Genomic DNA, 26,562 nt, shown 5'->3' with positions numbered 1-26,562 from the left:
TTTTCGGGTTTTACTATATAATGAAGTTGAATATTGGTACAGGAGACCGGCATGCACAAATCAATCAAAATGCTTTTTGCGGCGCTGGCGGCGTTGCTGCTGTTCCCGGGTATGCTGTTTGGCTACAACGTGGGAGCAGACGACGTGCTCAGCATCACGGTCGTGGGAATGGATGATATCTCGGGCAACTACAGAGTGTCTCCCGACGGCACCGTCTCTTTTCCCATGGCAGGCGAGATCGTGGCTAAGGGCAAGACTCTCGAGGAGATCAAGGCGGAGCTGACAGACAAGCTGTCCAAGCGCCTGAAGAACCCGGAGATCTACGTCAACATAGAGACCCCCACCAACGACAACGTATTTGTCATAGGCCCCTTTTCCAAGAGCGGCGTATATACCTTCAAGACCGGTATGGGCCTGGCCGAGATAGTGGCCCGGGCTGCCTCAGTGGAAAAGCTGGACGAGTTCCAGAGCGCCGGCGACATCTTTGTGGAGGTCAAGTCCACGGACGGCTCGTTGTATAAGACCCCCTATGACGACGTGCTTTCCAGCGACTATCTGCTGAAGAACGGCGACATCATCCGCATAGATATGGAGAACGCCGTCAACGTCAACGTGATCGGCTCCGTGAAGAACCAGGGCTTCAAGAGACTGGCCGGCAAGACCGGCAACCTGGTCACCGCCATAGCCGCTGCCGGCGGCTTTGCCGAGACTGCGGACATAGCCCACGTCAAGGTGTACGCCCCCGACGGCTCCCTGAAGATAGCGGACTTCACTCAGACAGTGCTTGCCGGCGGCGAAGGCGCCGCCCTGGAGAACATAGTCCTGGCGGACAACTCCACCATCATAGTGCCCGAGTACAATCTGGGCATCACCGTGGTGGGCTGGGTGAAGAAGCCGGGCTTCTTCAGGATCAAGCCGGGCGAGACCTACAGGCTCACCGAGGCTATAGCCATGGCAGGCGGCGGCGTGGAGAACATGGCCCGCTACAACGAGATAGCCGTCATCGGCCCCAAGGGCACCGAGGAAGACACCAAGGTGTACAACTACAACAAATACGTCAAGCTCCAGGATATGACCCAGAACCCCTTCGTCCGTCCGGGCGACGTGGTATTCGTCCCCTGCACCAGAGCCATTGATTGGAAGACGGTCATAAGCACTCTGAGCAACGTGGTCAGGACTGTAAGAGACGTGGATGACGTTCTGGATTAAAGGAAGGGCTATAGAATGAGCAACGAACCCTCAAACGAGAAAAAATACGGCAAAGACAATATCATAGTAGATTCCAAGTCCGACGAATTCGTCTTCATGGACTTTTGGGATATATTCCTGAGACGGTGGCCGGTGGTCCTCATATTCCTGGTAGCGTTCATAGTGCTGGGTATCTACAGAGTAGGCCGCCAGCCGGTCAAATACGAGAGCTCCTGTAAGGTGGTGATGAAGCAGGCGTCCAGAGGCGCCAGCTACGACCTGTCCATGCTGTCCAACCTGCAGGCCCTCACCAGCGGCAAGTCCCTGTCCGCCAATATCGAAGCCATCAAGGACTACGGCACCCTGAAGCAGGCCTTTGAGGAGCTGACGGATGAGGAGAAGCAAAAGGGCTTCAATTCTCTCACCTGTCCTCCCAACCTGGCTTCCGTGGAGAACGCCACCGACGCCGACTACGTCATCATCAAGGTGAAGTGTCTGGATCCGGAAGTGGCCGCCAAGACTGCCAACAACATTGCCAACGTGTATTTTGCCAGAGACATAGAGCTGCAGCGCAAGTTCACCAAGCAGGCCATCAGCCACGTGGAGGACGAGATGAACAACATCTCCAAGGACCTCATAGGCGTGAGAAAAGAGCTGGCCAGCTACAAGAAGGAGACAGGCATCTATCTGCCCGAGGACGGCAGGGATATAGCCATGCTGCTGGAGCGCCGCTCCGGCGTGGACGCGGAGCTGGAAAAGGCGAAGATAGAGCTGGAGAGCGCCAAGGCATCTCTGGCGGCGCTGGAGGCCACCTCCAAGGCTGAGCCCGAAAAGGAAGTGACCAGCGCCAATCAGACCAACCCCACCGCTGCCGCTATACTTACCCGTATAGACAACCTGACCACCCAGAAGAACGAGCTGCTGCAGAAGTTCCAGCCGGATTCCCCCGAGGTCACGGCCATCGACGAGCAGATCAAGTTTGAAGAGAAAAAGCTGGCCGACACCCGCAACAGCTACGTGGAGAGCAGCCGCACCTATGCGGACAACCCCGTGAAGACCAGCCTGAAGACCGAGAAGAACAAGCTGGTGGCCAGCATTGCCGAGCTCACCCAGAGAGTGGCCACTCTCACCGCCCTGGACTCCAAAAAGGACGCCGAGGCCGCCGTGCTGCCCGACAAGATGGACAAGTTCCTGGAGCTCTCCGAAAGATACAAGATACTTCAGAACACCATGGCCCAGCTGACTCAGAACTACTACACTCTGAGCATCAACGCCGAGACCAACCTGAATTCGGGCTACATCCTCAGCGAGGCCATCCCCAACTTCCGCCCCGTGGAGCCCTCCGTCAGGAAGAACGTAGCTATCTTCTTCCTGCTGGGTCTCATCTTCGGCCTCATGGCCGCCTACGTGGTGGACAATCTGGACAACGCCATACATGACGACGAGACCGTCAACAAGATCACCACTCTGCCCTGTCTGGGCCGCATCCCTCTGGTGGAGCTGGCTCCCGGCGAGAGAGCCCAGCTGGGTATGAGCAAGAAGGACCAGCTGCTGGAGCCCTTCAGGATCTTCAGGAACAACGTGCTCTTCTCCCACTATGAGTCCAACGACAAGGTGCTGGCCATCACCGGCCCCGACGCCAAGATGGGCAAGAGTACCATATCCGTCAACCTGGCCATCGTATTGGCCCTGGACGGCAAGAAAGTGCTGCTGGTGGACGCCGACCTGCGAAAGCCCAACATCGCCCGCTGGTTCGGCCTGAAGAACAACATCGGCTACTCCAATCTGGTGAAGGGCCTCTGCACCTATGAGGAAGCCATCAGAGAGTCGGGTATCCCGGGCCTGAGCCTGCTGACCACCGGTCCTCTGCCTCCCAACCCCGCAGAGTTCCTGTCCAGCAAGGCCAACATCGAGGTGCTGGAGAAGCTGAAGACCATGTTCGACTACATCATCTACGACACCTCGCCCTGTACCTTCATTTCGGACTCGCAGATCGTGGCGACTTACGTGGACGGTATGATCATGACGGTGACCTGCAAGCAGACCAAGCGCAACAGCCTGAAGTTTGCTCTGGACGCCATGAAGACGGTAAACGCTCCTTTGGTAGGCTACGTGCTGAACAAGCTGCCTATGACAAAGAGAGGCTACTACTCCAAGTATTACTATTATTCTTCTTACAGCTCCTACACAGACGAGGACAGCCGGAAGAAAAAGTAAGAGATGTGGGAGCGGCTTGCGAAAGCCGCTCCTTTTGCAAGGACAGACAATATGGTAAACAACATGGTGGACGTGCATGCTCATGTCATACCGGGAGTGGACGACGGCTCCCGCAATGAGCACATATCCATGGAAATACTCAAAGAGGAATATGACCTGGGGATGCGGCATCAGTTCTGCACCCCTCATATGAACGACCGTTCGGAGATGGAGGCCATCCCCCGGATGAAGGAGCTCCTGGAGCACCTGAAGGAGACCTGCAAGGCCGAATGTCCCGAGCTGACCCTGTATCTCGGCTATGAGCTGGGCCCGGATTTTGACATACTGGGAGCCATGAAGACCGAAGGGGAAAAGCTGACCATGGGGGACACGGACTACATCCTCATAGGCCCTCTCTTCAGCGGCTACAGCAACAACATGTCGGACATGTTCTATCAGCTCCAGATGGCGGGCTACGTGCCCATACTGGCCCATCCCGAACGAATGGGCTACTACAAGAAGGACCCTTCCATCCTGCAGGAATACGTGGAGAAGGGCGTGCTGCTGCAGGTCAACGCTCCCAGCCTCATGGGCCGCTACGGCGACGAGACCAAGAACTTTTGCCGGGAGCTCATAGACCACAACTGGGTGTCCTTTGTGGCCTCCGACAACCACAGGGCCCACGCCGAGTCCCGCATGTTCAAGGGCTACGAGTATATATCCAAGCACTGGAGCAGCGACCTGGCGGACAAGCTCCTCATAGACAACGGCCTGACCTTGATCAAAAACGGGCTCATAGAGAACGAAGAGCCCCTGAAGTGGCATCAGTCCAAAAAGTCCTTCTGGCATATGTTATTCGGTAAAAAATAGAGCATGGCAGAGCTTACAGACATTCATTCCCATCTCATCCACGGCACTCCGGACGGCCCCGGCAGCCTGGACGAATCCCTGTCCGTCATACGCATGGAATACTCCATGGGTATGAGGCATCAGTTCGTCACGCCGGCCATCGACAGCACGGAGTCCGGCCGGGCTCTGGAGATCATCGCGGAGCGTCTGGAAGAGCTGAAAGCCCACGCCGGGATAGAGTTTCCCGAGCTGACCCTCCACGTCGGATATACGGTGAAGCCGGTCTTTGACCTGGCGAAGGCTGTCCTGTCCGGGGCGCCCCTCACCATGGCCGGCACCAGATACATACTCATCGACCCGAACTGCGACGTCTGCGACACGCTGGGCCCCTTGTTTGACTCCCTGCTCTCCGGGGGCTTCGTGCCCATCATAGCCTCTCCCGAGCGCATCAAGCGCTACAGACGGGACCCCTCCATACTGGAAGGCTATCTCCGGCAGGGCGCCCTCATAGAGATAGACGTCCCCAGCATCATGGGCGTCAGGGGCAACGACGTCAAGGACTTTGCCGACCGGCTCCTCGCCCTTCGGTGGGTGTCCTTTGCCGCCTCCGACAACCGGCGCAAGCATTTTGAGTCCCGCCTGTTCGCAGGCTACGAGTATCTGGTGGCCCACTGGCGCAAGTCCGCCGCGGACCGGCTGCTGGTGGAAAACGGGCTGAAGCTCATCAACAACGAGCCCATAGACCCGGGCGAACCGGAGCCCTGGAGCCCCGGGAAAAAGTCCTTTTTCGGCAGGCTCTTCGGCAAATAGACCGCCTCTCCCTTCACTCCGCCCCTGCGGCGGCCCCTTTCCCGGGAGCCGGGCGGCCCTCGCCCCGTCTTCGCATATCACAAAAATCCCTGTTTTTTTACCATTGCCCCTCCCGCTCCGGCCGTTTATTGCAAAACCATTTTCCCTGTCATCGGCGGGCAGGGCGCAGGCCCCTCGGTTTTTTGTAAATATTTTTCAGGGAATGGGCCGATTTTGGAGCCGAAATTGCTATAATTTTTATGGTAAAAATAGTATTATCTATTATAGCAACCATAGATAGAGAGTCGCCGGGTCCCGGACCCGGCCGGAGGAATCATTATGACTTCATTGGAAAGAGTGGCCGCTGCCCTGAGCCATCAGGAGCCGGACAGAGTGCCCGTATATCCCATCACCAGCGGCGTTTCCAGGCTGCTGACAGGCATATCCTACTACGATTTTGCCAACGACGCCCGCAAGAGCGCCGACGCTATGATAGCGGTGACCAAGGAGCTGGATCTGGACATCATATGCACACTCACCGACCTGTCGGTGGAGGCGGAGGACTTTGGGCAGAAGCTGGACTATCCCGAGACGGAGGCAGCCCATCCGGTGATGAACGAGAGGCTGGTCACCTGCACCGAGGACTACTACAAGATCGAGCCCATCGACGTGAGGAAGGCCCGCCGGATGAACGTGCATCTGGACCTGTGCGACATACTCAGCCGGGAGATGGGCAAGGAGTATCCCATAGTGGCCTTTGTGTTCGGGCCCCTGGGCATCACCAGCATGCTGAGGGACCAGGCGTCCATGTATATGGACATCATAGACGACCCCGACGCGGTGAAGCACGCTGTGGGGGCCATCACCGAGACTCTGATACAATACTGCGACATGCTCATAGAGAGAGGCGTCCACGCCATCATGTTTGACACCCTCTTTTCCTCCGCTTCCATCATGCGCAAGAGCATGTGGATGGAGTTTGAGGGCTGGGCCGTGGAGCGGCTGGCAAAGCACGTCCACGACAAGGGCTGCATGGTCATGATACACAATTGCGGCAACGGCATCTATTTTGACGCGCAGATAGAGACCATGAAGCCGGAGGGCATCAGCTTTCTCCACGCTCCCGACGACTGCAAGGACCTGGCGGAGTGCAAGGCCAAATACGGAGACGTGACCACCCTCATAGGCTGCGTGCCTCCCACCTGGCTGCCTTCAGCCACCTATGAAGAAGTGGTGGAGGAGTCCAAAAAGGAGATAGACCTCATGGCCAAGGGCGGCGGCTTCGTGCTGGCCACGGGCTGCGAGTATCCCGCCAATCTGGACCTGTCGGCTGCCAGAGCCATGGTGGAGACCGCCAAGACCTACGGCGTATATCGCAAATGATCAAGAGCGGCGCCGGGGGCGTCAGGCTTGACCTGACGCCCCCGGATATTGTATAATATAAGTGTCTTTTTCGGGATGTAGCTCAGCTTGGCAGAGCGCTCGGTTCGGGTCTGAGAGGCCGAAGGTTCAAATCCTTTCATCCCGATTTGACGGAGAGGTGCCTGAGTCCGGTTTAAAGGAACAGTCTTGAAAACTGTCGTGGTCTTCGATCACCGCGGGTTCGAATCCCGCTCTCTCCTTGGCAGCAGCAAACCTCGGGTTTGCTGTTTTGCGTATCAGGACCCGGGCGCCCAGTCTGTCACTATGAGGCGGGCCGTTTTTTCCCTGAAGCTGTGCAGCTCCGGGGAGTAGATGACGTTTATCCGCATGCCCTTGCTGAAAGAGTACAGCTCTTCTCCTCTGTTCCACAATATAGCCTCTATGCTGCAGGGCTTTTCTCCCAGCCGCAGCCTGAGGTGCTTTTTGGTCTTGCCGAATACCTCAGCCCCTTCTACGAGCACGTTTTTCGTGAGAAACACGGGCCTTCTGTTGGCTTCTCCGAAGGGCTCCATCCGCTCCAGCTCCTCGCACAGGGGCATGATGCGCCCCGGGGCAAAGCAGCTGCTGCCTATCTGCAGGTCCACCGCTTCCGCCGCTTCGGAGGGCCCCTCCGGATACCGGCGGCGGCAGGCCTCGTTGATCCTGCTCCTGAAGGCGGGGATGTTGTCCTCCCGGATCGTGATGCCTCCGGCGGCCTTGTGGCCCCCGTAGCGCTCCAGCAGGCCGGCGCAGTCCTCCAGCAGGGAGAGTATGTCCACCATGTCGTTGTTTCGGGCGCTGCCTATGCACACGCCGTTTTCCCGGCTCTCGCCTATGGCTATCACAGGACGGTTGAAGGTCTTGCAGAGGCGGGAGGCTATGTTGCCGGACAGGGAGTGGAGCCAGGAGCCCTTGACCACTATGACGTCGTCCTTGTCCATGCCCCCCTTATACACGTCCAGAGCGGCCTTGCCGTAGCCCTCTTCCTCTTCCTTTTTCCGCCGGTTGTTCAGCTCGCTGAGGTCCGCGAGCTGCTCTTCCAGCCGGGCCGGGTCCGTCTCGGTGAGCAGGCGGAAGGCCTTTTCCGTCTCGCCCATGCGGCTGGCGGAGTTCAGCTGGGGTATGACGAAGAAGGACAGATATTTGGCCGTGACCTCCTCCGGCTTGCCCCGCTCTATGAGGGTCTTGATGCCTATGCGCCGGGACACGGGCTGCTTCACGTATTCCAGGCCCTCTTTCACCAGATATCTGTTTTCGCCGGTGAGGGGCACCGAGTCCGCCACCGTGCCCAGACACACCAGGTCCGCGTATTTCCGCAGAAAGCCCCTGGGGTCAATGCCCCGGCGTAGCAGCAGGCCGTGGATGAAGCGGTAGGCCACTCCTGCGCCGCAGAGAAATTCATAGGGGTAGCGGGAGTCCGGCCGGTGGGGGTTGATGAGGGCGTGGGGAGCGGCCGCGTCGGCGCCCAGCTCGTGGTGGTCCGTGACTATGACCTTCATGCCCAGCTCTTTGGCGGTCTTCACCGCCTCGGAGGCTCTGGAGCCGCAGTCGCAGGTGAGGAGCACCTGCCAGCCCTCGGCGGCTATCTCCCTGACCTGGGCGGGGGTCACGTCATAGCCGGAGTTGAGCCTGTCCGGCAGCCTGAAGCCCACCCTGAAGCCCAGGCCCGACAGGGCCTTGCTGAGGATGGCGGTGGCTGTCTGGCCGTCCACGTCGTAGTCCCCGAATATCATCACTCCCCAGCCCCGGGAGAGGGCTTCGTCCAGTATGGCAGCCGCCTTGTCTATGTCCGGCAGCAGCAGGGGGTCTCCGCCGGTCCGGGGGCGAAAGAACTCCCGGGCCTCCGCCCCTGTCTTCACGCCTCTCTGCAGCAGCAGGGCGGCGGTCACGGGATTGACGGAGGCCTCTCCGGCGAGGCGGTCTATGGCCTCTCTGTCGGGAAACGGTTTCAGCTTGTATCTCAAGGTTCAAAACAAACACCCGCCCATCGCGGACGGGTGTGTCGAAAAGCTTAGAATCTTCTCTTGCGGCCTGTGGTCTTTTTCTTGGCCTTGGCCGCCGGCGCCTTGTCCGGAGCCGCTGCGGGAGCAGCTTCTTCCTCGGTCTCGGCTGCGGGGGTCTCTTCCTGCCTGGGAGCGGACACCAGCACCTTGCCTTCCTTGTCCTTGACCACCACTCTGTTGAGGGCTCTGTCCTTCTTGGAAAGGCCGGCGTTGTACCAGCTGACTACCAGCTGCGAAGCCAGGAAGATGGAGGAGTAGGTACCTACTGTCAGACCGGCGAATATGGTCCAGTAGAACTGTCTCAGCATCAGGCCTCCGAAGATGATCAGGGAGGTGATGGTCAGCAGGGTGGTCACAGAGGTGTAGATGGACCGGGTGAGGGTCTGGTTCAGACTTCTGTTGACCAGTTGGCTGAAGTTCTCGCCCTTCAGTCTGTGGCGCAGGTTCTCTCTGATCCTGTCAAAGCTGACGATGGTGTCGTTGACCGACACACCGATGACCGTCAGGACGGCGGTCACGAACAGGCTGTTGACCTGCCAGCCCAGGAACTTGCCCAGGATGGCAAAGAGGCCCATGACAAAGAGGGCGTCGTGTATCAGGGCGATGACGGCGCACACGCCGTATTTCACGCCGTCCAGCGCTCCGCCTATGGCAAATCTGATGGCCAGGTAGAGGATGATGGCTATACACGCAAAGAACACGGCTATAAGGGCGTTGTGGATCAGCTCCTTGGATACGGAGGGATTCACCGAGTTGGCCTGGTCCGCGATGGGCTTGCCGTCTTCGGTGGTCCTGGCCACCTCATACTTGTCGTTGAGGGCGGCCACCAGAGCGTCCTGATCCTTGGTGCTGATGTTGGGCTGGTCCTTGCCGGTGACCTTGATGATGGCTGTCTTAGAGCCGTTGGCCAGCTGGACCTGGTTCTTTTCGTAGAGGCCGTCAACTATGCTCCGGATATCCTGCACGGAAGCGATGGGCTGAGTGAAGGAGACCTTCAGCTCGGTGCCCGGCTTGAACTCGATGCCGGGGTTCAGCTTCCAGACCAGAAGGGCGGCGATGCAGCAGGCCATGACTACGCCGGAAATGACGTAGTAGACGGTCCTGTTGTCCACGAACACGAAGTTGAAGGGGGTATTGGGCTTGTCGGCGGACACGCAGAAGAGCTCGGGCTTCTGCAGGCCTTCGAAGTTCACCGTCAGGTGCAGCAGGGTGCGGGTCACGGTGATGGCGCTGAACATGGATACCAGAGTACCCACCAGCAGGGTCACTGCGAAGCTCTGGACTGCGGGGCTGCCGAACTGGATCAGCAGCAGACAGGTGATACAGGTACTCACGTTGGAGTCCAGGATAGCGGTGAAGGCTCTCTTGAAGCCGGTGTCGATGGCGGAGGACAGGGTCCGGCCCGCCTTCAGCTCTTCCTTCAGACGCTCAAATATGAGGATGTTGGCGTCCACCGCCATACCGATGGATATGATCAGAGCGCCGATGCCGGACAGGGACATGGTTACTCCCAGAGCGGCAAATATGGCGATGACCAGCATGGTATATATACACAGGGCGATGGAGGCGATGAAGCCGGGCAGCCTGTATATGAAGATCATGAACAGAATAACGACGAGAAGGCCGATAGCGCCCGCCTTGACGGTCTTGCTGAAGGCGTCGCCGCCGATGGTGGGGTCCACGCTTTCCTGCGAACCTACTTCAAAGGAAATAGGGAGAGCGCCGCTGTTGAGGAGATTGGCAAGATTCTTGGCTTCCTCCAGATCCTTGAAGCCGGATATCTGGGCCTCGCCGTTGAGAATGGGCTCGTTGATGGTGGGAGCGGTGAGCAGCTCCTTGTTGAGGAAGATGGCCAGGGTGTCGCCTACGTGCTTCTTGGTGAACTCCTTGAAGATCACGCGGCCTTCCTTGTTGAACTGCACCTCCACCACGGGCTGGGTCTTGTTGCTGATGGCCTGCTTGGAGTTGGGCATCAGGTCCTTGCCTGTGAGGATGGGCTTGTTGGCGGGGGCGCCCACCACTTCCTTCATGATCCGGTCCTTGTCGCCGGAATATATCTCGGTCTCGCCGTCGGAGAAGACGTATTCATCCTGACCGCCGTCGGAGATCTTCCATCTGCCGCCGGGGTTGGAGGCGCTCTGCACGTCCTTCAGGTAATAGAATTCCAGCTGGGCCGTGTTGCTGATGGTGTCCAGGGCCTTGTCGGAGTCCTTGATGCCGGGGATCTCCACCACTATCTTGTCGGCGCCCTGTATGAAGGCCTTGCCTTCGCTGACGCCCTTCAGACCGCCGATCCTCTTTTCGATGGTGGCGGTGGCCTTGTCCATCAGGTCGCGCTGGGCCTGCACGTCGGTCTTGGGCCAGTCTGCGGACTTCTGGTCGGCCTGCAGGACGACTCTCATACCGCCGGCGATATCCAGACCCTTTCTGATCTTGATGTTGTCGCTGGCGCCGCTGAAGGCCGTATAGCAGATCCACGCTGCCGCCACGACCAGCACGAGAATGACTAATGCTAACTTGTTATACTTTGACATATCTCCTCCATGCATACTCTGTTCGTAAAGTGCAATCACTATAATATTATATACGCCTGCGGCCCGTTTGTCAAGTGACCCGGCCCCCGCCGGGGCCTGTTTTTGGGGCAGGGCCGGTCTTTACAAAACGGCGGATTTCGGGTATCATATAAATGGATAAATACTAAAAGGAAGCCCCTATGTTCAGCTATCACAACCATTCCGTTTTTTCGGACGGCTCCGCCGCTCTCGAGCAAATGATCATCTCGGGAGTGAACCACTCCCTGACCGAGGTCGGCATGTCGGACCACTTTTCCCCGCTGCCGGACGGACGGTTTCCGGAATGGTCCATGGACAAGGAGGCTCTGGACGCCTATTTCACCCAGCTCACCGAGCTGCGGGAGCTGTATGCGGACAAGATCATCGTGCGCCGGGGAGTGGAGATAGACTACTTCGACGACAATTTTCAGGACGTACTGGCTCTTCTGGGCAAATATTCCCCCGACTATATCATCGGCTCGGTGCACTACTTCGGCGATTTTCCCATAGACGAATGCGCCGACAAGTGGGTGGCCCTGTCCCGGGAAGAGGCGGACGCCGTCACCGAGGGCTACTGGCGCAAGGTGGTGGCTCTGGCAGGCGCCGAAGGCGTGGGCATCATGGGGCATCTGGACCTGTGCAAGAAGTTTGGCCGCTTTGGCAAGACCGACGTGTCCGGGCTCATAGATGAGGCCCTCTGCGCCATCAGGGACACGGGCAAGGCCATGGAGATCAACACGGCGGGCTATTACAAGCCGGCCCGGGAGTTCTATCCCGCCCCGGACATCATCAGAAAGGCCGCGGAGATGGAGATACCTCTCCTGGTCAACGCCGACGCCCACTACACCGCCCACATACGCAGAAGCTTTCCCGACGCCCTGCGGCTGCTGTCGGAGCTGGGCGTCACCAGGCTGGCGGGCTTTGAAGAAGGCAGGCTGATCCTGCGCGACGTGGACTATTAGCAAAGGAAGGCTATCATGAAGCAGTTTTTCACCGACAACAAACGGCTGGTCATCATACTCTGCTGCATACTGGCGGCGGCCATAGCCGCGGGCATAGTGGGATACCTGGTCTCGGAGAAGCGCAAGAGCGCCCGCAAGGCCCCGGAGCCCGATATCACAGAGCCGCTGACGGACGAGGGGGCCACGGAGCCCTCCTTTGAAGACGCCCTGAAAAAATACGCTTCCGTCAAATCCCTGTCCATGTCCACCTCCACCCGCAATATAGTGTATATGGACGGCAAGGTGGCCGGGGACACCACGGTGGAGCAGTCCTTTTATTTCAAGCGCCCGGACAAGATGCTGCTGAAGGGCCCGGACCAGGTGCTCTACTGCGACGGCAAAAAGGTGACCGCCTACGTGACCCGAGCCAAGACCTTCACGGTTGCGGACTACAAGGACAATTATTATCCCGCCCTGGCAGAGGGCTCTCCCGGAGTGAACACCATAGGCCTGCTGTCGGGCTACGACTATTCCCTGAGGCTGGTGAAGGCCGATTATGAGGGGGACGAAAAGGTGGGCGACTACGACTGCCACGTGTTTCTCCTGAAGATCAGGCCCGAGCCCCTGAAGGAAGCCGTCATAGACCAAAAGGTGTGGATAGACAAAGCCACCGGCGTCATGGTGCGCAATCACTACAAATACGCCGTGCCCGGCGACGACCAGAAGACTGAGCTGGAGTCGGACTCTGTGACCAGCGCCCTGTCGGTGAACAAGGACCTGGAGGACAGCCTGTTCGTATTCATCCCCAAGAAGGATGACAAGCTGTTTGACGCCGCCGCCGAGGCCAAGAAGATGGCCGAGGAGCTGAAAAAGCTGGAAAAGGCTCAGAAGGAGGCGGAGGCCAAGAACCCCCTGAACAAGAAGGTGGCGGACTTTCCTCTCAGGTATTACGTGGAGGAGACCGTCTATACCACTGCGCCTCCCAAGCCCGAGGACAAAGACGCTCTCCCGGCCCTGCCGTCTCTCTTGGGAGATCAGGACAAGGACAACCCCATGAGCCTGGACCGCAGCGCCCTGAAGTCTCTGGACCCGGGGGAGGGGGCCGAAGAGAGCCCGGCCGAGGCTCCGTCGGAGCCCGCCGCGGACACTGCGCCTGCTCCCGACAACGAGCCCGTGGCGCCGTCGCCCGTGCTGCAAAACGTGGCCCACAGCACCACCTTTTACAGCGTGTCCGCCGCCAAAAACACTGTGGTGGCCTTTTGGGCCTATCCGGACAGCAAGAAGTTTTTGCCCATGTTTGACGCAGTGTACAAGGCCGGCAAGGACAAGTACAACTTTGTGACCATATGCCTCAACATAGCCCAGGAGGAAGAGAAGGCCCTGGAAGAATTCATGGCCGAGGGCTGGGAGTTCCCCATCTACTTTATGGACCAGGATGACATCAACAAGGTCATAGACAAATGGGTGGTGCAGGGCATCCCCACGGTGTATCTCATAGACGACAAATCGGTGATGAAGCAGTGCCTGTTCGGGGACGACAAGCTCACGGACAAGACGCTGCCGGAGGCCCTGAAGGCCCAGTTCAAATGAACCCGTATCCTGCCGCCCCCGCGGCAGGATATTTGCTTTTGGGGCGGCCCTCGCTTGCATAGCCGCCTCGTTTGTGATATAATATAAGTGTATTATATTATTAAGGCTTTTGCCGTTTTTAGGGAGATCATTTAATGTCAGACGAGTTGCTCACCAGTCCTGCTGCCGAACCTGAGACCGAAGACTTCACCGTCCCGGAGGACGCCGAATACGGCGCCGGGGAAATACAGGTCCTCGAGGGGCTTGAGGCAGTTCGCCTGCGTCCCGGCATGTATATCGGCGACACCACCAGCCGGGGCCTGCACCACCTGTTTACCGAGGTGGTGGACAACTCCATCGACGAGCATTTGGCCGGCTACTGCAACGAGATCACCCTCACCCTGGACCGGGACAACACGGTCACCGTGGAGGACAACGGGCGCGGCATCCCGGTGGAGATCAAGGAGGGCTACGGCATCAGCTGTGTGGAGCTGGTGCTGACCAAGCTGCACGCCGGCGGCAAGTTCGGAGGCGGCGGCTACAAGGTGTCCGGCGGTCTCCACGGCGTGGGTGTGTCCGCAGTCAACGCTCTGTCCGAGTGGCTGGAGGTGTGGGTGCGCCAGGACGGTAAGATATACTGGATGCGCTTTGAGAGAGGCAAGAACGTGTCCGGCCCCCTGAAGGTAGTAGGGGACACCACCGTTACCGGCACCACAGTGAAGTTTTACGCCGACAAAGAGATATTCGGCGACTACACCTACAACCCCGAGCTGTTCAAGTCCCGCCTGAGAGAGCTGGCTTTTCTCAACAAGGGCCTGAGTATACGCTTTATCAACAACATGACCGACGACCCGGACAAGCGGGAGCGGGTGTATCACTACCAGAACGGCATCGCCGAATTTGTGGAGTATCTCAACGAGGCCAAGGAGCCCCTGCACAAGGTGGTCTATTTCCACGGCGAGAGAGAGCACGTGGCGGCGGAGCTGGCCCTCCAGTACAACGACAGCTACAGAGAGGACCTGCTGACCTACGCCAACAACATACACACCCAGGAGGGCGGCACCCATCTGTCGGGCTTCAAGACAGCCCTCACCAGAGTCATCAACCAGTATGCCCGCAAGAACGGCTTTTTGAAGGAAAAGGAGAGCAATCTCTCCGGCGACGACGTGCGGGAAGGCCTGTGCTGCGTGATATCCGTCAAGATAGAGCAGCCTCAGTTTGAGGGCCAGACCAAGACCAAGCTGGGCAACGGCGAGGTGGAGGGCATAGTCAACTCCATCGTGGGCGAGAACCTGAACATCTTCATGGAAGAGAATCCCCAGGCTGCCCGCCGCATCATCGAAAAATGCATGATCACCCGCAACGCCAAGGAAGCGGCCCGGAGAGCGGCAGAGATAGTGAAGCGCTCCTCCGCCATGGAGTCCACCAGCCTGCCCGGCAAGCTGGCCGACTGCATCGAGAAGGACGCCTCCAAGTGCGAGCTGTTCCTGGTGGAGGGCCAGTCGGCAGGCGGCAGCGCCAAGACGGGCCGCGACAGGAAATATCAGGCCGTGCTGCCTCTGCGGGGCAAGATACTGAACGTGGAAAAGGCCCGCATGGACAGAGCCCTGGAGAACGAGGAGATCAAGAACCTGGTGTCCGCTCTGGGCACCGGCATAGCCATAGGCAACAACGGGGACGACGAGGAGCCCGACCTGGACATCGCCTCGAAGAAAAAGTCGCCCGCCTCTTCCTTTGATCTCAGCAAGCTGAGATATGACAGGATCATCATCATGACCGATGCCGACGTGGACGGAGCCCATATCCGCACCCTGCTGCTCACCTTCTTCTTCAGATACATGAAGCCGGTGGTGGAGACGGGCCACATCTACATCGCTCAGCCCCCGTTTTACAAGATCAAGAAGGGCAACGACACCGTGCTCTACGCCAAGAACGAGGAGCAGCGGGACGAGATGATCGCCTCCCTCAAGAACAAGAAGGGCGAGCTCATAGTCACCCGCTTCAAGGGCCTGGGCGAGATGAACGCCGAGGACCTGGCCACCACCACCATGGCCATGGAGACCAGAGCCCTGGCCCAGGTGACCATGGAGGACGCCATCGAGGCAGACAATCTGTTCTCGGTGCTGCTGGGCGACGTGGTGGAGCCCAGAAAACGCTTTATCGAAAATCACGCTCTCGAAGCCGAAAACATAGACTGGCACGCATAGAGAGTGTGGCCCGCGCCTGCGGGCCGTGATATAATATACATGTAGATCCGTATGACCGCCGGTGGGGCGGGGCATACACAAACGGAGTATGTTCAGAATGAAAAAGACCTTATTTTCGGCGGCGCTGCTCATTTTGTGCTGCGCCTGCTGCTTTGCCCAGGTGTACGGCAGCCGTCTTTCCGTGGTGCCGGACAGCTACTCTTCCGGCGAATGGAACGGCGCGGGCGAATACGCCCTGACGGATATCGCCGGCGGCGACGTGGCGCCTGCCCTGCAGACCAGGATAAAGATAGGCTACACCAAGGACAGCGTGGCTCTGGGCTTTGACGTCAAGGACCCGGCCATGAACGCCCTGAAGAGCGAGGCTGCGGCCCCCGACACCTATTCGGACAATGACGACCGTCTGGAGATACACCTTTTGTCCAACGCCGAGCCGGACAACTACTACAAGCTCATATTCAACGCCGACGGCGTGGTGTATGACGCCTACGGCAAGGACCTGGCCTTCAACGGCAATCCCGAGCTCACCATCATGAAGGCGGAGGACGGCTGGAACGGCGTGTGCTCCATTCCCGGCAGCATCTTCAAGAGCGCCAAGACCTCCTTCCCGCCCCAGAGCGACGACGTGTGGCTCATCAAGGTGTTCCGCAAGAGCGGGAGAGGGGACATAGCGCCTCAGAGCATGAACAATTATTCCGGCACCGGCACCCGCTGGGAGAGGCTGTATTTCGGCGAAGGCACCACCGCCTTTTCCAAGACCCGCTCCCGGATCATTTCCCGCATGATGGAGCTGGAGAAATACAAGGGCAATTTCCCCGCCGAGATATCCGACCTCATCACCTCCACCTCGTCGGCCATCGACAGCCTGCTGGCCAAGGAAGGCCGCAGCAACGTGGAGCTAGCGTCCAAGAAGCTGAACGCCACCAACGCCATAGTCAGATATTACACGGGCGCCCGCAGCCAGCTGGTGAACATGAAGCTGCCCCTCACGCTGCCCGTGTGCTGCAGCTTTGTCAACTCCAACAGCAGGATGTATCTGGACAAGGAAAACCTGTATCCCGACCAGTACAACTACTCCTTTGGCATGGCCAAGGGCGAGCGCAAGAGCCTGCAGTTCGCAGTGTCGGCCTGGCAGGAGACCTCCAACATAGTCCTGACGGTCAACGCTCCCAGGCTGGACCAGTATATCAGGGCCGGCAAGGTGGAATATGCGGACATCTCCGCCACCGCCTATTCGGAGATATACGACTCCACAGTCATAGCGGACCCCATCATGCTGACCGAAGGCGCCAACCGGGTGACATTTGAAAACATTGCCGCGGGCAACACCCGCTCCATGTGGATGACCATCGATCTGGACGAGAGCGCTCCCTCCGGCACCTATCCCTGCTCGGTGGAGCTGCAGATAGGCGAGCTGAAGGTGAGCTATCCCTTCACCGTCAAGGTGTGGGGCTTTGGCATAGACCCGCAGCCCGACTTTGTGCTGCCCATCAGCGACTTTGGCCACTCCCTGTCCGACTACGCGGGCTACACCGTGGTGGACGAGGAGACCGGCCTTTACAAGCTGGACGCCCCCATGGGCTACTACCGCATAGTGGGCGAGATGGCCGGCGACATGGTGTCCAAGCGCCTGCTGAACGGCTGCATCAACATAGGCACGGGCGAGCCCTGGCTGGTGATGACCGCCAACGAATTTGGCAAGTGGTCTGCCGACTCCACCGTGCTGGCCAGCACCCTGAAGTGCATATACGTCAAGGGCATCAAGCAGGTGGCTCTCAGCCCCTATCCCTACGACCTGGCCGACGTGAACAAGTATCAGATATACGCCCGCACCCTGGGCAAGATGATACAGGACAACGGCTGGCAGGGCCGGCTGGTGGCCCTGTGCAAGCCCGGCAGCGCCGTGAACAGCTCCGCCTACATCGACTATCTGCGGGAGCTGAAACAGAGCGGCATCGGCGTGTGGCTGACAGCTGCCTCCCCGGATGAAGCGGCGGTTTACGCCGAATACGCCGACGTGATAGCCTGCGACACCTATCCCGTCAAGACGGACGCTCTGGCCGGCAAGACCACCGCCATCTCCGCCTGCGACAGCGTGCTGGAGTCCAACCTGTCCGACGTGCGCAAGACCCTGTGGAACATGTATCTCACAGGCACCGACAAGTACATGTATGCGGCCCACAACAACTGGACCCTCCTCCCCAACCCCTTTGCCGCGGTGGAGACGGATCAGGGCCTGAACGCCGACTTCAGAGTGTATCCCGGCCTCAACCTGCCGGCCTCGGCCCAGCGCCGCGACTACGCCTTTGAGACCATAGACACCATGAGGATGGAGGCCACCGTGGACGCCATCACCGACCTGATGTATATACGCAAGGCCAACGACGTGATCATGAACCTCCGCAAGAAGAACGCCTCCAGCAAGGAGATACGCAACGGCGAGCTGATACTGGAGCAATTCCGGAACATACTGACCACCAGGCCCTCCAAGCAGGTGAGCGGCGAGGACTTTGAGAAGGTGCGCCAGCAGCTGGGCGAATTCATCGACCTGAACAAGTAAGCCGCATTGCCGGCGTCAATAGCGCAAATCAAAAACGCTCCTCCGGGAGCGTTTTTTTTTATGCCTTGGTTCGTCGTCCCGTTCAACCCCGCGTCATCCCGGCGGAAATGGCATATGTCAAACGCGTAGCGTTTGGCCATTTCCGGTCAGGGATCTACGGAGGGTCCGCCTGCCAGTTCCTTTCTCCCGCTTGCGGGAGCTGGCAGGTGGAAGGGTCCGTATAAGCGGGGTAACGAAGCACCACGGGGGCACCGACGGCTGAAAGCCGTTGGGGGGGCCGTACAAGGCGGAGAACATAATAAGCCCTCCCGCGTCATCCCGGCGGAAATGGCATATGTCAAACGCATAGCGTTTGGCCATTTCCGGGAAGGGACCTCTGGAGGGGCCCATTTGCCTCTACATTGCTCCGGCAAAGCCGGAGAAGGCAAATGGGAGGACCCAGAAAAAAGGCGGGAGGAAAGTATTGTTGACTGGCGCTTTGAGATCCACGGAGGGCCCGCCAGCCGCGTTCCTTACTCCGGCTAAGCCGGAGGCGCACTCTCTGGGGCCCCCGCAAAATCGCATAGATTTTGTGGGGATAGAGATGGAAGGGTCTTTGTTGCGGGATACCGAAGCGCTCCGTAGCACCGGCGGCCGCAGGCCGTTGGGGGGTCCACGCGACGGAGAAGGGAAATCTGTGGACAAAAGACAGCTCCGCAAAGTACATTCTTTGCGGAGTCTTTTTTTTGTGCTTGAGTTGTGAAAGCGCAGAGGCCGGGGAGCCTGCTTTACGCCGGCTCGACAGGTATTCCGTTTTTCTTTGCAAACTGTATAGCGATCCGATTGCCGGTCCGGATGGTGAGCTGCTCACACCCGACAAATGCTTCTTCGCCGATCTTTGTCACACTATCCGGGATGTTGATTTCGCTCAGTGACTCGCAGTCTTGAAAAGCGTTGTGCTCGATCTCAATGACACTGTCAGGGATGGTGATCTCCGTGAGAGAGGTGCAATCGCAAAAAGCGAAAGGTCTGATCCGTGTCACGCTGTCAGGGATGTTGACCTCGGCAAGTGACTCACAGCCGGAAAACACAGCTTCGCAGAGCTCGGTGACGCTACCCGGGATGGTGATCTCGGCCAGGGACTTGCAGTAGCAAAGGGCGGCTCTGCCTATCTCTGTCACGCTGTCGGGTATTGTGATCTCCGAAAGAGACTTACACCTGACAAATGCTTCTTCGCCGATGCTGGTCACACCCTTTGGAATAGTGACAGTCTCAAGGCGATCGCAATCCATAAAGGCATAATCGTCTATTTCTGTTATGTTGTCAGGGATCGTCAGTTTTTTCGGGCATATTCCATTGAAGGACACTAAAATCCCATCGCTGACAGACAGGGAAAACTTTGCGCCGGGAACTCCCCTGAGGACACCGTTGCCCACATTCGTGTTTTCAGGGATCGAAATGTCTATGAGTGACTCGCAATCCATAAAGGCTTCGTCACCTATCTCTGTCATGCCGTCCGGAATATCGATCCTGGTGAGTGACTTGCATCCTTCAAAAGCCCCGCCGCCTATCTCTGTCACACCGTCGGGGATAGAGATCACCGTGAGCGCTTCGCATTCGGAAAAAGTGCCACCTTTTATTTCCGTCATACTGTCGGGCAGTCGGATGTTTTGAATGGACTTGCACCGGGCAAAAGCCCAGCTGCCGATTTCTGTCAAGCTGTCGGGAATATCGATCCCGGCGAGTGATTCGCAGCCGTAAAAAGCCCCGTCTCCGATCTCTTTTACGCTGTCGGGGACAGTGATAGCCTTTAGAGCCTTGCACTCGGAAAAAGCAGAGTCGCCGATCTTTGTCACACTGTCGGGGATAGTGATCTCGGTGAGTGACCAACACTTGGAAAAGACTTTGTCTCCGATCTCTTTTGCGTTGTCGGGGATAGTGATAGCCTTTAGAGCTCTGCACTCGGAAAATGCAGAGACTCCGATCTTTGTCACACTGTCAGGGATGGTGATCTCGGTGAGTGACCAACAGTTGGAAAATACTTCGTCTCCGATCTTCTTCACTTTGTCGGGGATAGTGATAGCCTTAAGAGCCCTGCACTCGGAAAAAGCAGAGTCGCCGATCTTTGTCACACTGTCGGGGATGGCGATCCCGGTGAGTGAACGGCACCATAAAAAGACTTCCTTGCCAATTCCTTTGATGCCGCAAGGGAGTTTGGCCCTGTGAAGCGATTCACACCTGGAAAAAACTCTGTCGCCGATCCTGATCACGCTGTCAGGGATATCGATCTCAGCGAGAGATTTGCATCCATAAAAGGCTCTGTCGCCTATCTCTTTCACACCGTCAGGGATGTTGACCTCCTTAAGAGACGGACAGTCCAAAAAAGTCCTGTGGGCGATGACAGTTACGCTGCCGGGTATGGTGATCCCGGTGAGTGAGGCGCAGCCTTCAAAAGCATCACTGCCTATCTTTGTCACACTGTCGGGGATGGTGATCCCGGTGAGTGAGGCGCACCCGGAAAAGGCGCCGATCCCTATGGTGGTCACGCTATCCGGGATAGTGATGGCCGAAAGAGATGCGCACCCGGAAAAGGCGCTCTTGCCAATGCTGTACACGTCACAAGGAATAGTCAGTTGTTCCGGACATATTCCGTTGTATCCCTTTATGCACCCGCTGCTGACAAACAGGGAGAAGTCAAAGCCGGGAACATCCTTGAAGGAGTTGCAGCCCGGTACTGTGTGGTCTGACAGTTTGATGGTCATTAAATCATTGCAGCCGAAAAAAGCCTCCTCTCCGATCTCTGTCACACTGTCGGGAATGGCGATCTCGGTGAGCGACTCGCACTTGGAAAAGGCGCTTTTCCCTATGGTGGTCACGCCATCCGGGATAGTGATGACCGAAAGAGATGTGCAACCGGAAAAGGCCTCCTCTCCGATCTCTGTCGCACTGTCGGGAATGGTGATCTCGGTGAGCGACTCGCACCCGGAAAAAGCGTTTTTCCCTATGGCGGTCACGCCATCCGGGATAGTGATGGCCGAAAGAGATGTGCACCCGGAAAAAGCCCGGTCTCCGATCTCTGTCACACTGTCGGGAATGGTGATTTCCGTGAGAGAAGTGCACTCGGAAAAGGCGCTATTCCCTATGAAAGCTACACTGTCAGGAATAGTGACCTTTTTGAGAGAAGCGCAATTGGAAAAAGCGCTTTCACAGATCTCTGTCACACTATCGGGGATGGTGATCTCGGTGAGCGAGGCGCACCAGGAAAAGGCTCTTTCACCGATTATTGTCACGCTGTCGGGGATGGTGATCTCGGTGAGCGAGGTGCACCAGGAAAAGGCTCTATCACAGATCTCTGTCACGCTGTCGGGGATTGTGATCTCGGTGAGAGTCTTGTTGTAGGAAAACGCACTCTGGCCGATGTAATTGATATTGCCGGGTATCACAGGATTGCCTGATGTGCCGTTGTAACTGGTTAACAGCTTTCCCCCCTCAATATTTTTTACTTCAAAATCTTTATCACGTTTTCTCATCTGACTTCTCCTTATTCTGCCGGGTCATAATTCATGTAAAATCACATATTATTATACACTATTTCAGGGCTGTTTAATGCTGCGCAAATGTTTTTTTCCCCTTTGGGCCGGACCGCACCCCCGCGTCATCCGCTCTCTCTGTCGTCCCGTTCAACAACAACGTCATCTCGGCGGTGAGGGCAGCTCAGCCCTCACCCTCGGGGTCCCCGAAAAATCGCAGATTTTTTGGGGTGAGGTTCGAGATCCCCTGTCACGAAGACGCGAGCCACGGCTACGGACAAGCCCAACGGGACAACAAAGCCCTTCCCGGGGCGCCGATGCCTCAGGCTTATGGACCGGGCCACGCGACGGAGAAAGACACAGTGTCCAACCCCGCGTCATCCCGGCGGGGAGGGCTTTTGCCCTATGCCAGCAGCCCTGTGGATAGCCTGTGGGCAAAATCAAAATTGACACCCCATATAAATAAACAATATAAAATCAATATATATAAATAAAAGCGCCATCGTCCCTCGTTTGCCCCCTCATAGAAAAAAGCGGCGGGATATGATATAATAAATATATCACTACACACAAAGGAGCGCACTATGACGGATGCACCTCAGGACAGAACGGCCATACACAACGCCATCTGGAGCACTGCCGACGAGCTAAGGGGCAGCATGGACGGATGGGATTTCAAGAACTATGTGCTGGGCTTCATGTTCTACCGCTTTATTTCCCGCTTTTTTACCGACTATGTGAACAAGGCGCAACGCGCCGCAGGCGTCGCCGATTTTGACTACGCCCGGCTGGACGACGACACAGCCGAGAGCGGACGCTATCTGGCGAGAGAGCTGGGCTACTTCATACTGCCCGGCGAGCTCTTTGACAACGTGCTGAAAAACACTCACGTTGACCAGCTGAACGAGCGCCTGGCCACCGTGTTCCGCAACATAGAAAGCTCCGGCGAAGGGGAGGACAGCGAGGAAGGCTTCAAGGGCCTGTTTGACAACGTAAATCTCCAAAACAACAGCCTGGCCACCTCCGCCCGGGAACGGAACGAAAAGCTGCAGACTATCATGCAAAAGATAGCCGGCATGGACCTGGGCTCCGGGGACATAGACGCCTTCGGCGACGCCTATGAGTTTCTGATGGGCATGTATGCCTCCAACGCGGGCAAGAGCGGCGGGGAATACTTCACCCCCCAGCAGGTGTCCAAGCTGCTGGCTCTCTTGGCCGCTGACGGCAGGGACAGGCTGCGCTACGTGTACGACCCCGCCTGCGGCTCCGGCTCCCTGCTGCTGAAGCTCACCGGCAGCGGGCAGAGCGGGGACGCCGTGCAGGTAGGCGCCTTTTGCGGACAGGAGGTCAACCCCACCACCTATGACCTGTGCCGCATGAACATGATCCTCCACGAGGTCAACTTCACCGACTTTCACATCATCAGAGGCGACACCCTGGCGACTCCCTGCTACGACTGGAAGACCCGCCTGGGCGAAGGCTTTGAGGGCTTTGATGCCATAGTGTCCAATCCGCCCTATTCCATCAAGTGGAAGGGCAAGACCAATCCTCTCTATGCCGACGATCCCCGCTTTTCACCCGCCGGCGCCCTGGCTCCGGTGAACTATGCGGACCTGGCTTTTGTGATGCACATGCTCTACTCCCTGGCGGAGGACGGGACTGCTGCCATCGTCTGCTTCCCGGGCATCATGTACCGGGGCGGCGCTGAGAAGACCATACGCAAATACCTGGTGGAGCAAAACTTCGTGGACGCGGTGATCGGGCTGCCGGACAAGCTCTTTTACGGCACTCAGATCGCCACGGACATCATGGTGCTGAAAAAGAACAGGGAGCGCAGGGACATACTCTTTATCGACGCCTCCGCCGAGTGCGTGCCCGTCACCAACGGCAATCTGCTCTCCCCTGACAACATAGCCCGCATATACGGCCTGTACAAGGACCGGCAGCCGGCGGAAAACCTGTGCTCTACGGTGGACCCGGAAGCAATAAAAGAAAACGACTGGAATCTGTCCGTCAGCAACTACGTGGAAAAGCCGGACACCACCGAGCCGGTGGACATCAAGGCACTGAACGCAAGCCTGGCGGAGATCGCCGCCAGGTCACAAAAATTGCGGGAAGAGATAGACGCCATAGTCAGGGAGATAGAGGGTGAATAGGCAGGCAGAGTCAAAAGGCGCCCGGCTGGATGCTCTGCTCCTGGAGCTGTGCCCCAACGGGGTGGAGTATAAGTCATTTCTTGAAATTGGAGATTATATAAGAGGCTTGAGTTACGGAAAAGATGACGAAACGACAGCTGACATTAAGAATGCAATACCGGTAATCCGAGCGAATAACATAACCCTCGAATCAAACATGCTTAATCTTGACGAACTGAAATACGTACGCGCCTCAGTCAAAGTTAAGAATTCGCAATATCTTAAAGCAAATGATATACTGATTTGCGCTGGAAGCGGAAGTACTAATCACATCGGAAAAGTTGCCTTTATTGAGAATGATCTCCCTTGTGTTTTCGGTGCTTTTATGGCAACTATACGAGTAAAAAATGCCGATGATGTCTTGCCACGATTCTTGTTTCATGTATTTACTAGCCAACGATTCAGAAAATACATTAGAGAAAAGATAGATTCTTCAACTATAAACAATCTGAATGCACGAGTTATAAGTCAATACAAGATCCCCGTTCCGCCGCTTGAGGTCCAGGAGGAGATCGTGCGGATCCTGGACAGGTGGACAGAGCTGGAAGCGGAGCTGGTAGCGGAGCTGGATGCCCGCACGACTCAGTATGAGTATTACAGGGATTCTCTGCTTTCACCGGACGGCAAACCAATAGTAAATGCATGTGAATTAATAAGCGAATCGTTTTGGCTTATGCCGGCTACACCGAAATATCGTGAAACAGGAATTCCGTATATAACTTCGAAAAATATTATTAACGGGCACGTAGATTTCACCAACGTAAAATATATATCTGAAGCTGATTATAACCACGTTTCTTCTAATCGCAGCATTCAAAGAGATGACTTGCTGATCACAATGATCGGAACAATCGGGGAGGCTGCATTTGTAGAAGAAGACACGATGTTTTATGGGCAGAATATTTACCTTGTTCGTCTTGATGAAGAAAGAGTTAATCGTAAGTATTTCTACTATTACTTGACATCACGTTCGGTGAAGCATGAACTCAATTCAAAAAAGAACCCGTCAAACCAAGGATATATTAAGGCCGGAGCAATCCTAAACTTAAAGGTTCCGTTGCCGACAATAGACGAACAATGCAGAGTTGTAAGTTTGTTAGACCGGTTTGATAAACTCTGTTTTGGTATAAGCGAAGGCCTTCCCGCGGAGATAGAAGCCCGCCGCAGGCAATACAAATATTACCGGGACAGGCTGCTGACATTTGAGGAAATGGCAAGCTGATGATATACGGATCAACCAGTAATAAAGAGGCGTCAAAGCTATGAGTACACTGAAAGAGCTTTTGGACAGGCTTTGTCCAGATGGGGTTGAATACAAGAAGCTGGGGGATGTGTGTGAATTTAGCAAAGAACGAATTAGTGCTAATCAGGTAGATGCAGAGACATATGTCGGAGTTGATAACCTCCTGCAAAATAAAAGAGGCAAGACTCTTTCTGATTATGTTCCTACCAACGGAAGTCTGACAAAATTCTCAAAAGGCGATATATTATTAGGGAATATAAGGCCGTATTTGAAAAAGATATGGCTTGCCGACTGCGTAGGCGGAACAAACGGTGATGTCCTTGTTATACACATAAAAGACAATAGATTATCCAAGAAGTTTATGTATTACTGCTTGTCATCTGACCAATTCTTTTTCTTCGACATGCAGTACTCCAAGGGTTCAAAGATGCCTCGCGGAGACAAGAAAATTATAATGCAATACAAAGTCCCCGTGCCACCTATGGAGGTCCAGGAGGAGATCGTCAGCATTCTGGATAGTTGGACAGAGCTGGAAGCGGAGCTGGAAGCGGAGCTGGAAGCGGAGCTGGAAGCCCGCCGCAAACAATACGAATTTTACCGCAACAGGCTCCTGGCATTTGAGGAGAAGAAAAAAAATGAATAGCAGCCGTGAAAAAGAATGGCTGACTATCAAATTCTCAAAGGATATTCCACACGAGATAATCTCCTTTCTGGAATCGGTATTCCTAATCACAGAGATCCGTGCGAGGATGGGTCAAGCTAACGGAATAATATTCGAGATACGTACCCGGGAGAAGAATCATAACATACCGCATGTTCACGCAAAATATGGTGAATTTTCCGTGACCATAAATATAGAGACCGCTGAAGTAATTGCCGGCAATTTACCATACCGACAGCAGGGAACCGCAATTGACTGGGTAAAGACCAATAAGGCTAACCTGCTTGGAAAGTGGAAAGATATAGCGGTAACAGCATGTTCGCATACCACAAAGTCTATGCTTCAATAAAAACAGCAAAACAGGAAGATCATATGCCCACGAGCCACACCTACACAGAGCTGGGCACGGTAGTGCCTTCATACACCCCGCTCCCCCGGAGCGGGCAATACCAGTCGGAGGCGGAGCTGGAGCAGGCCTTTATAGACGCCCTCAAGGGGCAGGGCTATGAATACCTGTCCATTGACAGCGAGCAGGCGCTCATCGACAACCTGCGCCGACAGATAGAGGCCCTCAACGACATACGCTTTACCGAGGGCGAGTGGAGCCGGCTGCTGCGGGAATATCTTGCCCCGGCGGGAGACGACGTGGTGGACAAGGCCCGCAGGCTGCAGAAGGACTGGTATTACTCGCTGACTCTG

17 protein-coding genes and 2 tRNA genes are annotated in these 26,562 nt (G+C 56.6%); 16 read left to right on the top strand and 3 right to left on the bottom strand.

Annotation, left to right across the window (positions count from 1 at the left end; translation table 11 throughout):
- Positions 1 to 51: 51 nt before the first annotated feature.
- The 7 genes from IK083_05070 (at position 52) to IK083_05040 (ending at position 6,644) form a co-directional block, all read left to right on the top strand.
- Positions 52 to 1,209, top strand: a complete 1,158-nt coding sequence (locus IK083_05070; protein ID MBR4748927.1) for a polysaccharide biosynthesis/export family protein — start codon at positions 52 to 54, stop codon at positions 1,207 to 1,209.
- 15 nt (positions 1,210 to 1,224) lie between these two features.
- Complete coding sequence (locus IK083_05065) at positions 1,225 to 3,405, top strand: polysaccharide biosynthesis tyrosine autokinase (protein ID MBR4748926.1); 2,181 nt, start codon at positions 1,225 to 1,227, stop codon at positions 3,403 to 3,405.
- A 51-nt stretch (positions 3,406 to 3,456) separates the two neighbouring features.
- Positions 3,457 to 4,254, top strand: a complete 798-nt coding sequence (locus tag IK083_05060; GenBank protein ID MBR4748925.1) for a hypothetical protein — start codon at positions 3,457 to 3,459, stop codon at positions 4,252 to 4,254.
- 3 nt (positions 4,255 to 4,257) lie between these two features.
- Positions 4,258 to 5,043, top strand: a complete 786-nt coding sequence (locus IK083_05055; protein MBR4748924.1) for a hypothetical protein — start codon at positions 4,258 to 4,260, stop codon at positions 5,041 to 5,043.
- A gap of 318 nt (positions 5,044 to 5,361) precedes the next feature.
- On the top strand, positions 5,362 to 6,405 hold the full coding sequence (locus tag IK083_05050; GenBank protein ID MBR4748923.1) for a uroporphyrinogen decarboxylase family protein: 1,044 nt from the start codon (positions 5,362 to 5,364) through the stop codon (positions 6,403 to 6,405).
- 71 nt (positions 6,406 to 6,476) lie between these two features.
- Positions 6,477 to 6,550, top strand: a tRNA-Pro gene (locus IK083_05045).
- A gap of 6 nt (positions 6,551 to 6,556) precedes the next feature.
- A tRNA-Ser gene (locus IK083_05040) sits at positions 6,557 to 6,644 on the top strand.
- Between the two features lie 36 nt (positions 6,645 to 6,680).
- On the opposite strand, the gene recJ is transcribed toward IK083_05040, so the two are convergent.
- Entirely contained in the window at positions 6,681 to 8,387 is a 1,707-nt protein-coding gene (gene recJ, locus IK083_05035; protein ID MBR4748922.1) for a single-stranded-DNA-specific exonuclease RecJ, read from the bottom strand.
- A 47-nt stretch (positions 8,388 to 8,434) separates the two neighbouring features.
- The gene (gene secD / locus IK083_05030; GenBank protein MBR4748921.1) at positions 8,435 to 10,960 is read right to left on the bottom strand and encodes a protein translocase subunit SecD; all 2,526 of its coding nucleotides are present in this window, start codon (positions 10,958 to 10,960) and stop codon (positions 8,435 to 8,437) included.
- A 179-nt stretch (positions 10,961 to 11,139) separates the two neighbouring features.
- Between secD and IK083_05025 the strand changes: the two genes are divergently transcribed.
- From IK083_05025 to IK083_05010, 4 genes are all read left to right on the top strand, one after another.
- Positions 11,140 to 11,940 (top strand): histidinol-phosphatase, encoded by an 801-nt coding sequence (locus IK083_05025; GenBank protein ID MBR4748920.1) that lies wholly within the window; start codon positions 11,140 to 11,142, stop codon positions 11,938 to 11,940.
- A 15-nt stretch (positions 11,941 to 11,955) separates the two neighbouring features.
- Entirely contained in the window at positions 11,956 to 13,509 is a 1,554-nt protein-coding gene (locus tag IK083_05020) for a DUF2092 domain-containing protein (protein ID MBR4748919.1), read from the top strand.
- Positions 13,510 to 13,643: 134 nt separating this feature from the next.
- On the top strand, positions 13,644 to 15,695 hold the full coding sequence (gene gyrB, locus IK083_05015) for a DNA topoisomerase (ATP-hydrolyzing) subunit B (protein ID MBR4748918.1): 2,052 nt from the start codon (positions 13,644 to 13,646) through the stop codon (positions 15,693 to 15,695).
- Positions 15,696 to 15,792: 97 nt separating this feature from the next.
- A complete protein-coding gene (locus IK083_05010) occupies positions 15,793 to 18,255 on the top strand; it encodes a hypothetical protein (protein MBR4748917.1) in 2,463 nt (820 codons plus the stop codon).
- A gap of 767 nt (positions 18,256 to 19,022) precedes the next feature.
- On the opposite strand, the gene IK083_05005 is transcribed toward IK083_05010, so the two are convergent.
- Positions 19,023 to 21,764, bottom strand: a complete 2,742-nt coding sequence (locus IK083_05005) for a leucine-rich repeat domain-containing protein (GenBank protein ID MBR4748916.1) — start codon at positions 21,762 to 21,764, stop codon at positions 19,023 to 19,025.
- A gap of 584 nt (positions 21,765 to 22,348) precedes the next feature.
- Between IK083_05005 and IK083_05000 the strand changes: the two genes are divergently transcribed.
- The 5 genes from IK083_05000 to IK083_04980 form a co-directional block, all read left to right on the top strand.
- Positions 22,349 to 23,920, top strand: coding sequence for a type I restriction-modification system subunit M (locus IK083_05000; GenBank protein ID MBR4748915.1), 1,572 nt, complete (start codon positions 22,349 to 22,351; stop codon positions 23,918 to 23,920).
- The gene (locus IK083_04995) at positions 23,913 to 25,181 is read left to right on the top strand and encodes a restriction endonuclease subunit S (GenBank protein ID MBR4748914.1); all 1,269 of its coding nucleotides are present in this window, start codon (positions 23,913 to 23,915) and stop codon (positions 25,179 to 25,181) included. The genes IK083_05000 and IK083_04995 overlap by 8 nt, the downstream gene beginning before the upstream one ends.
- A 40-nt stretch (positions 25,182 to 25,221) precedes the next feature.
- Positions 25,222 to 25,845: a restriction endonuclease subunit S gene (locus IK083_04990; GenBank protein ID MBR4748913.1), complete on the top strand. Its 624-nt coding sequence runs from the start codon at positions 25,222 to 25,224 to the stop codon at positions 25,843 to 25,845.
- A complete protein-coding gene (locus IK083_04985; GenBank protein MBR4748912.1) occupies positions 25,838 to 26,212 on the top strand; it encodes a DUF4160 domain-containing protein in 375 nt (124 codons plus the stop codon). Before IK083_04990 ends, IK083_04985 begins: the two co-directional genes overlap by 8 nt.
- 23 nt (positions 26,213 to 26,235) lie before the next feature.
- Positions 26,236 to 26,562 (top strand): hypothetical protein (locus tag IK083_04980; GenBank protein ID MBR4748911.1); only part of this gene is annotated, 327 nt, incomplete at its 3' end.

The sequence above is a fragment of the Abditibacteriota bacterium genome (genome assembly GCA_017552965.1).
In the GTDB taxonomy this organism is placed as follows: Bacteria; Armatimonadota; UBA5829; order UBA5829; family UBA5829; genus RGIG7931.
The sequence above is the reverse complement of the archived record's forward strand: the minus strand, read 5'-3'. Positions and strand labels throughout refer to the sequence as shown.

Bases quoted from the DNA above. Each gene is read 5' to 3' on its own strand.
- IK083_05070 (MBR4748927.1), top strand. From the start codon at position 52: ATGCACAAATCAATCAAAATGCTTTTTGCGGCGCTGGCGGCGTTGCTG.
- IK083_05065 (MBR4748926.1), top strand. From the start codon at position 1,225: ATGAGCAACGAACCCTCAAACGAGAAAAAATACGGCAAAGACAATATC.
- IK083_05060 (MBR4748925.1), top strand. From the start codon at position 3,457: ATGGTAAACAACATGGTGGACGTGCATGCTCATGTCATACCGGGAGTG.
- IK083_05055 (MBR4748924.1), top strand. From the start codon at position 4,258: ATGGCAGAGCTTACAGACATTCATTCCCATCTCATCCACGGCACTCCG.
- IK083_05050 (MBR4748923.1), top strand. From the start codon at position 5,362: ATGACTTCATTGGAAAGAGTGGCCGCTGCCCTGAGCCATCAGGAGCCG.
- secD (MBR4748921.1), bottom strand. From the start codon at position 10,960: ATGTCAAAGTATAACAAGTTAGCATTAGTCATTCTCGTGCTGGTCGTG.
- IK083_05025 (MBR4748920.1), top strand. From the start codon at position 11,140: ATGTTCAGCTATCACAACCATTCCGTTTTTTCGGACGGCTCCGCCGCT.
- IK083_05020 (MBR4748919.1), top strand. From the start codon at position 11,956: ATGAAGCAGTTTTTCACCGACAACAAACGGCTGGTCATCATACTCTGC.
- gyrB (MBR4748918.1), top strand. From the start codon at position 13,644: ATGTCAGACGAGTTGCTCACCAGTCCTGCTGCCGAACCTGAGACCGAA.
- IK083_05010 (MBR4748917.1), top strand. From the start codon at position 15,793: ATGAAAAAGACCTTATTTTCGGCGGCGCTGCTCATTTTGTGCTGCGCC.
- IK083_05005 (MBR4748916.1), bottom strand. From the start codon at position 21,764: ATGAGAAAACGTGATAAAGATTTTGAAGTAAAAAATATTGAGGGGGGA.
- IK083_05000 (MBR4748915.1), top strand. From the start codon at position 22,349: ATGACGGATGCACCTCAGGACAGAACGGCCATACACAACGCCATCTGG.
- IK083_04990 (MBR4748913.1), top strand. From the start codon at position 25,222: ATGAGTACACTGAAAGAGCTTTTGGACAGGCTTTGTCCAGATGGGGTT.
- IK083_04985 (MBR4748912.1), top strand. From the start codon at position 25,838: ATGAATAGCAGCCGTGAAAAAGAATGGCTGACTATCAAATTCTCAAAG.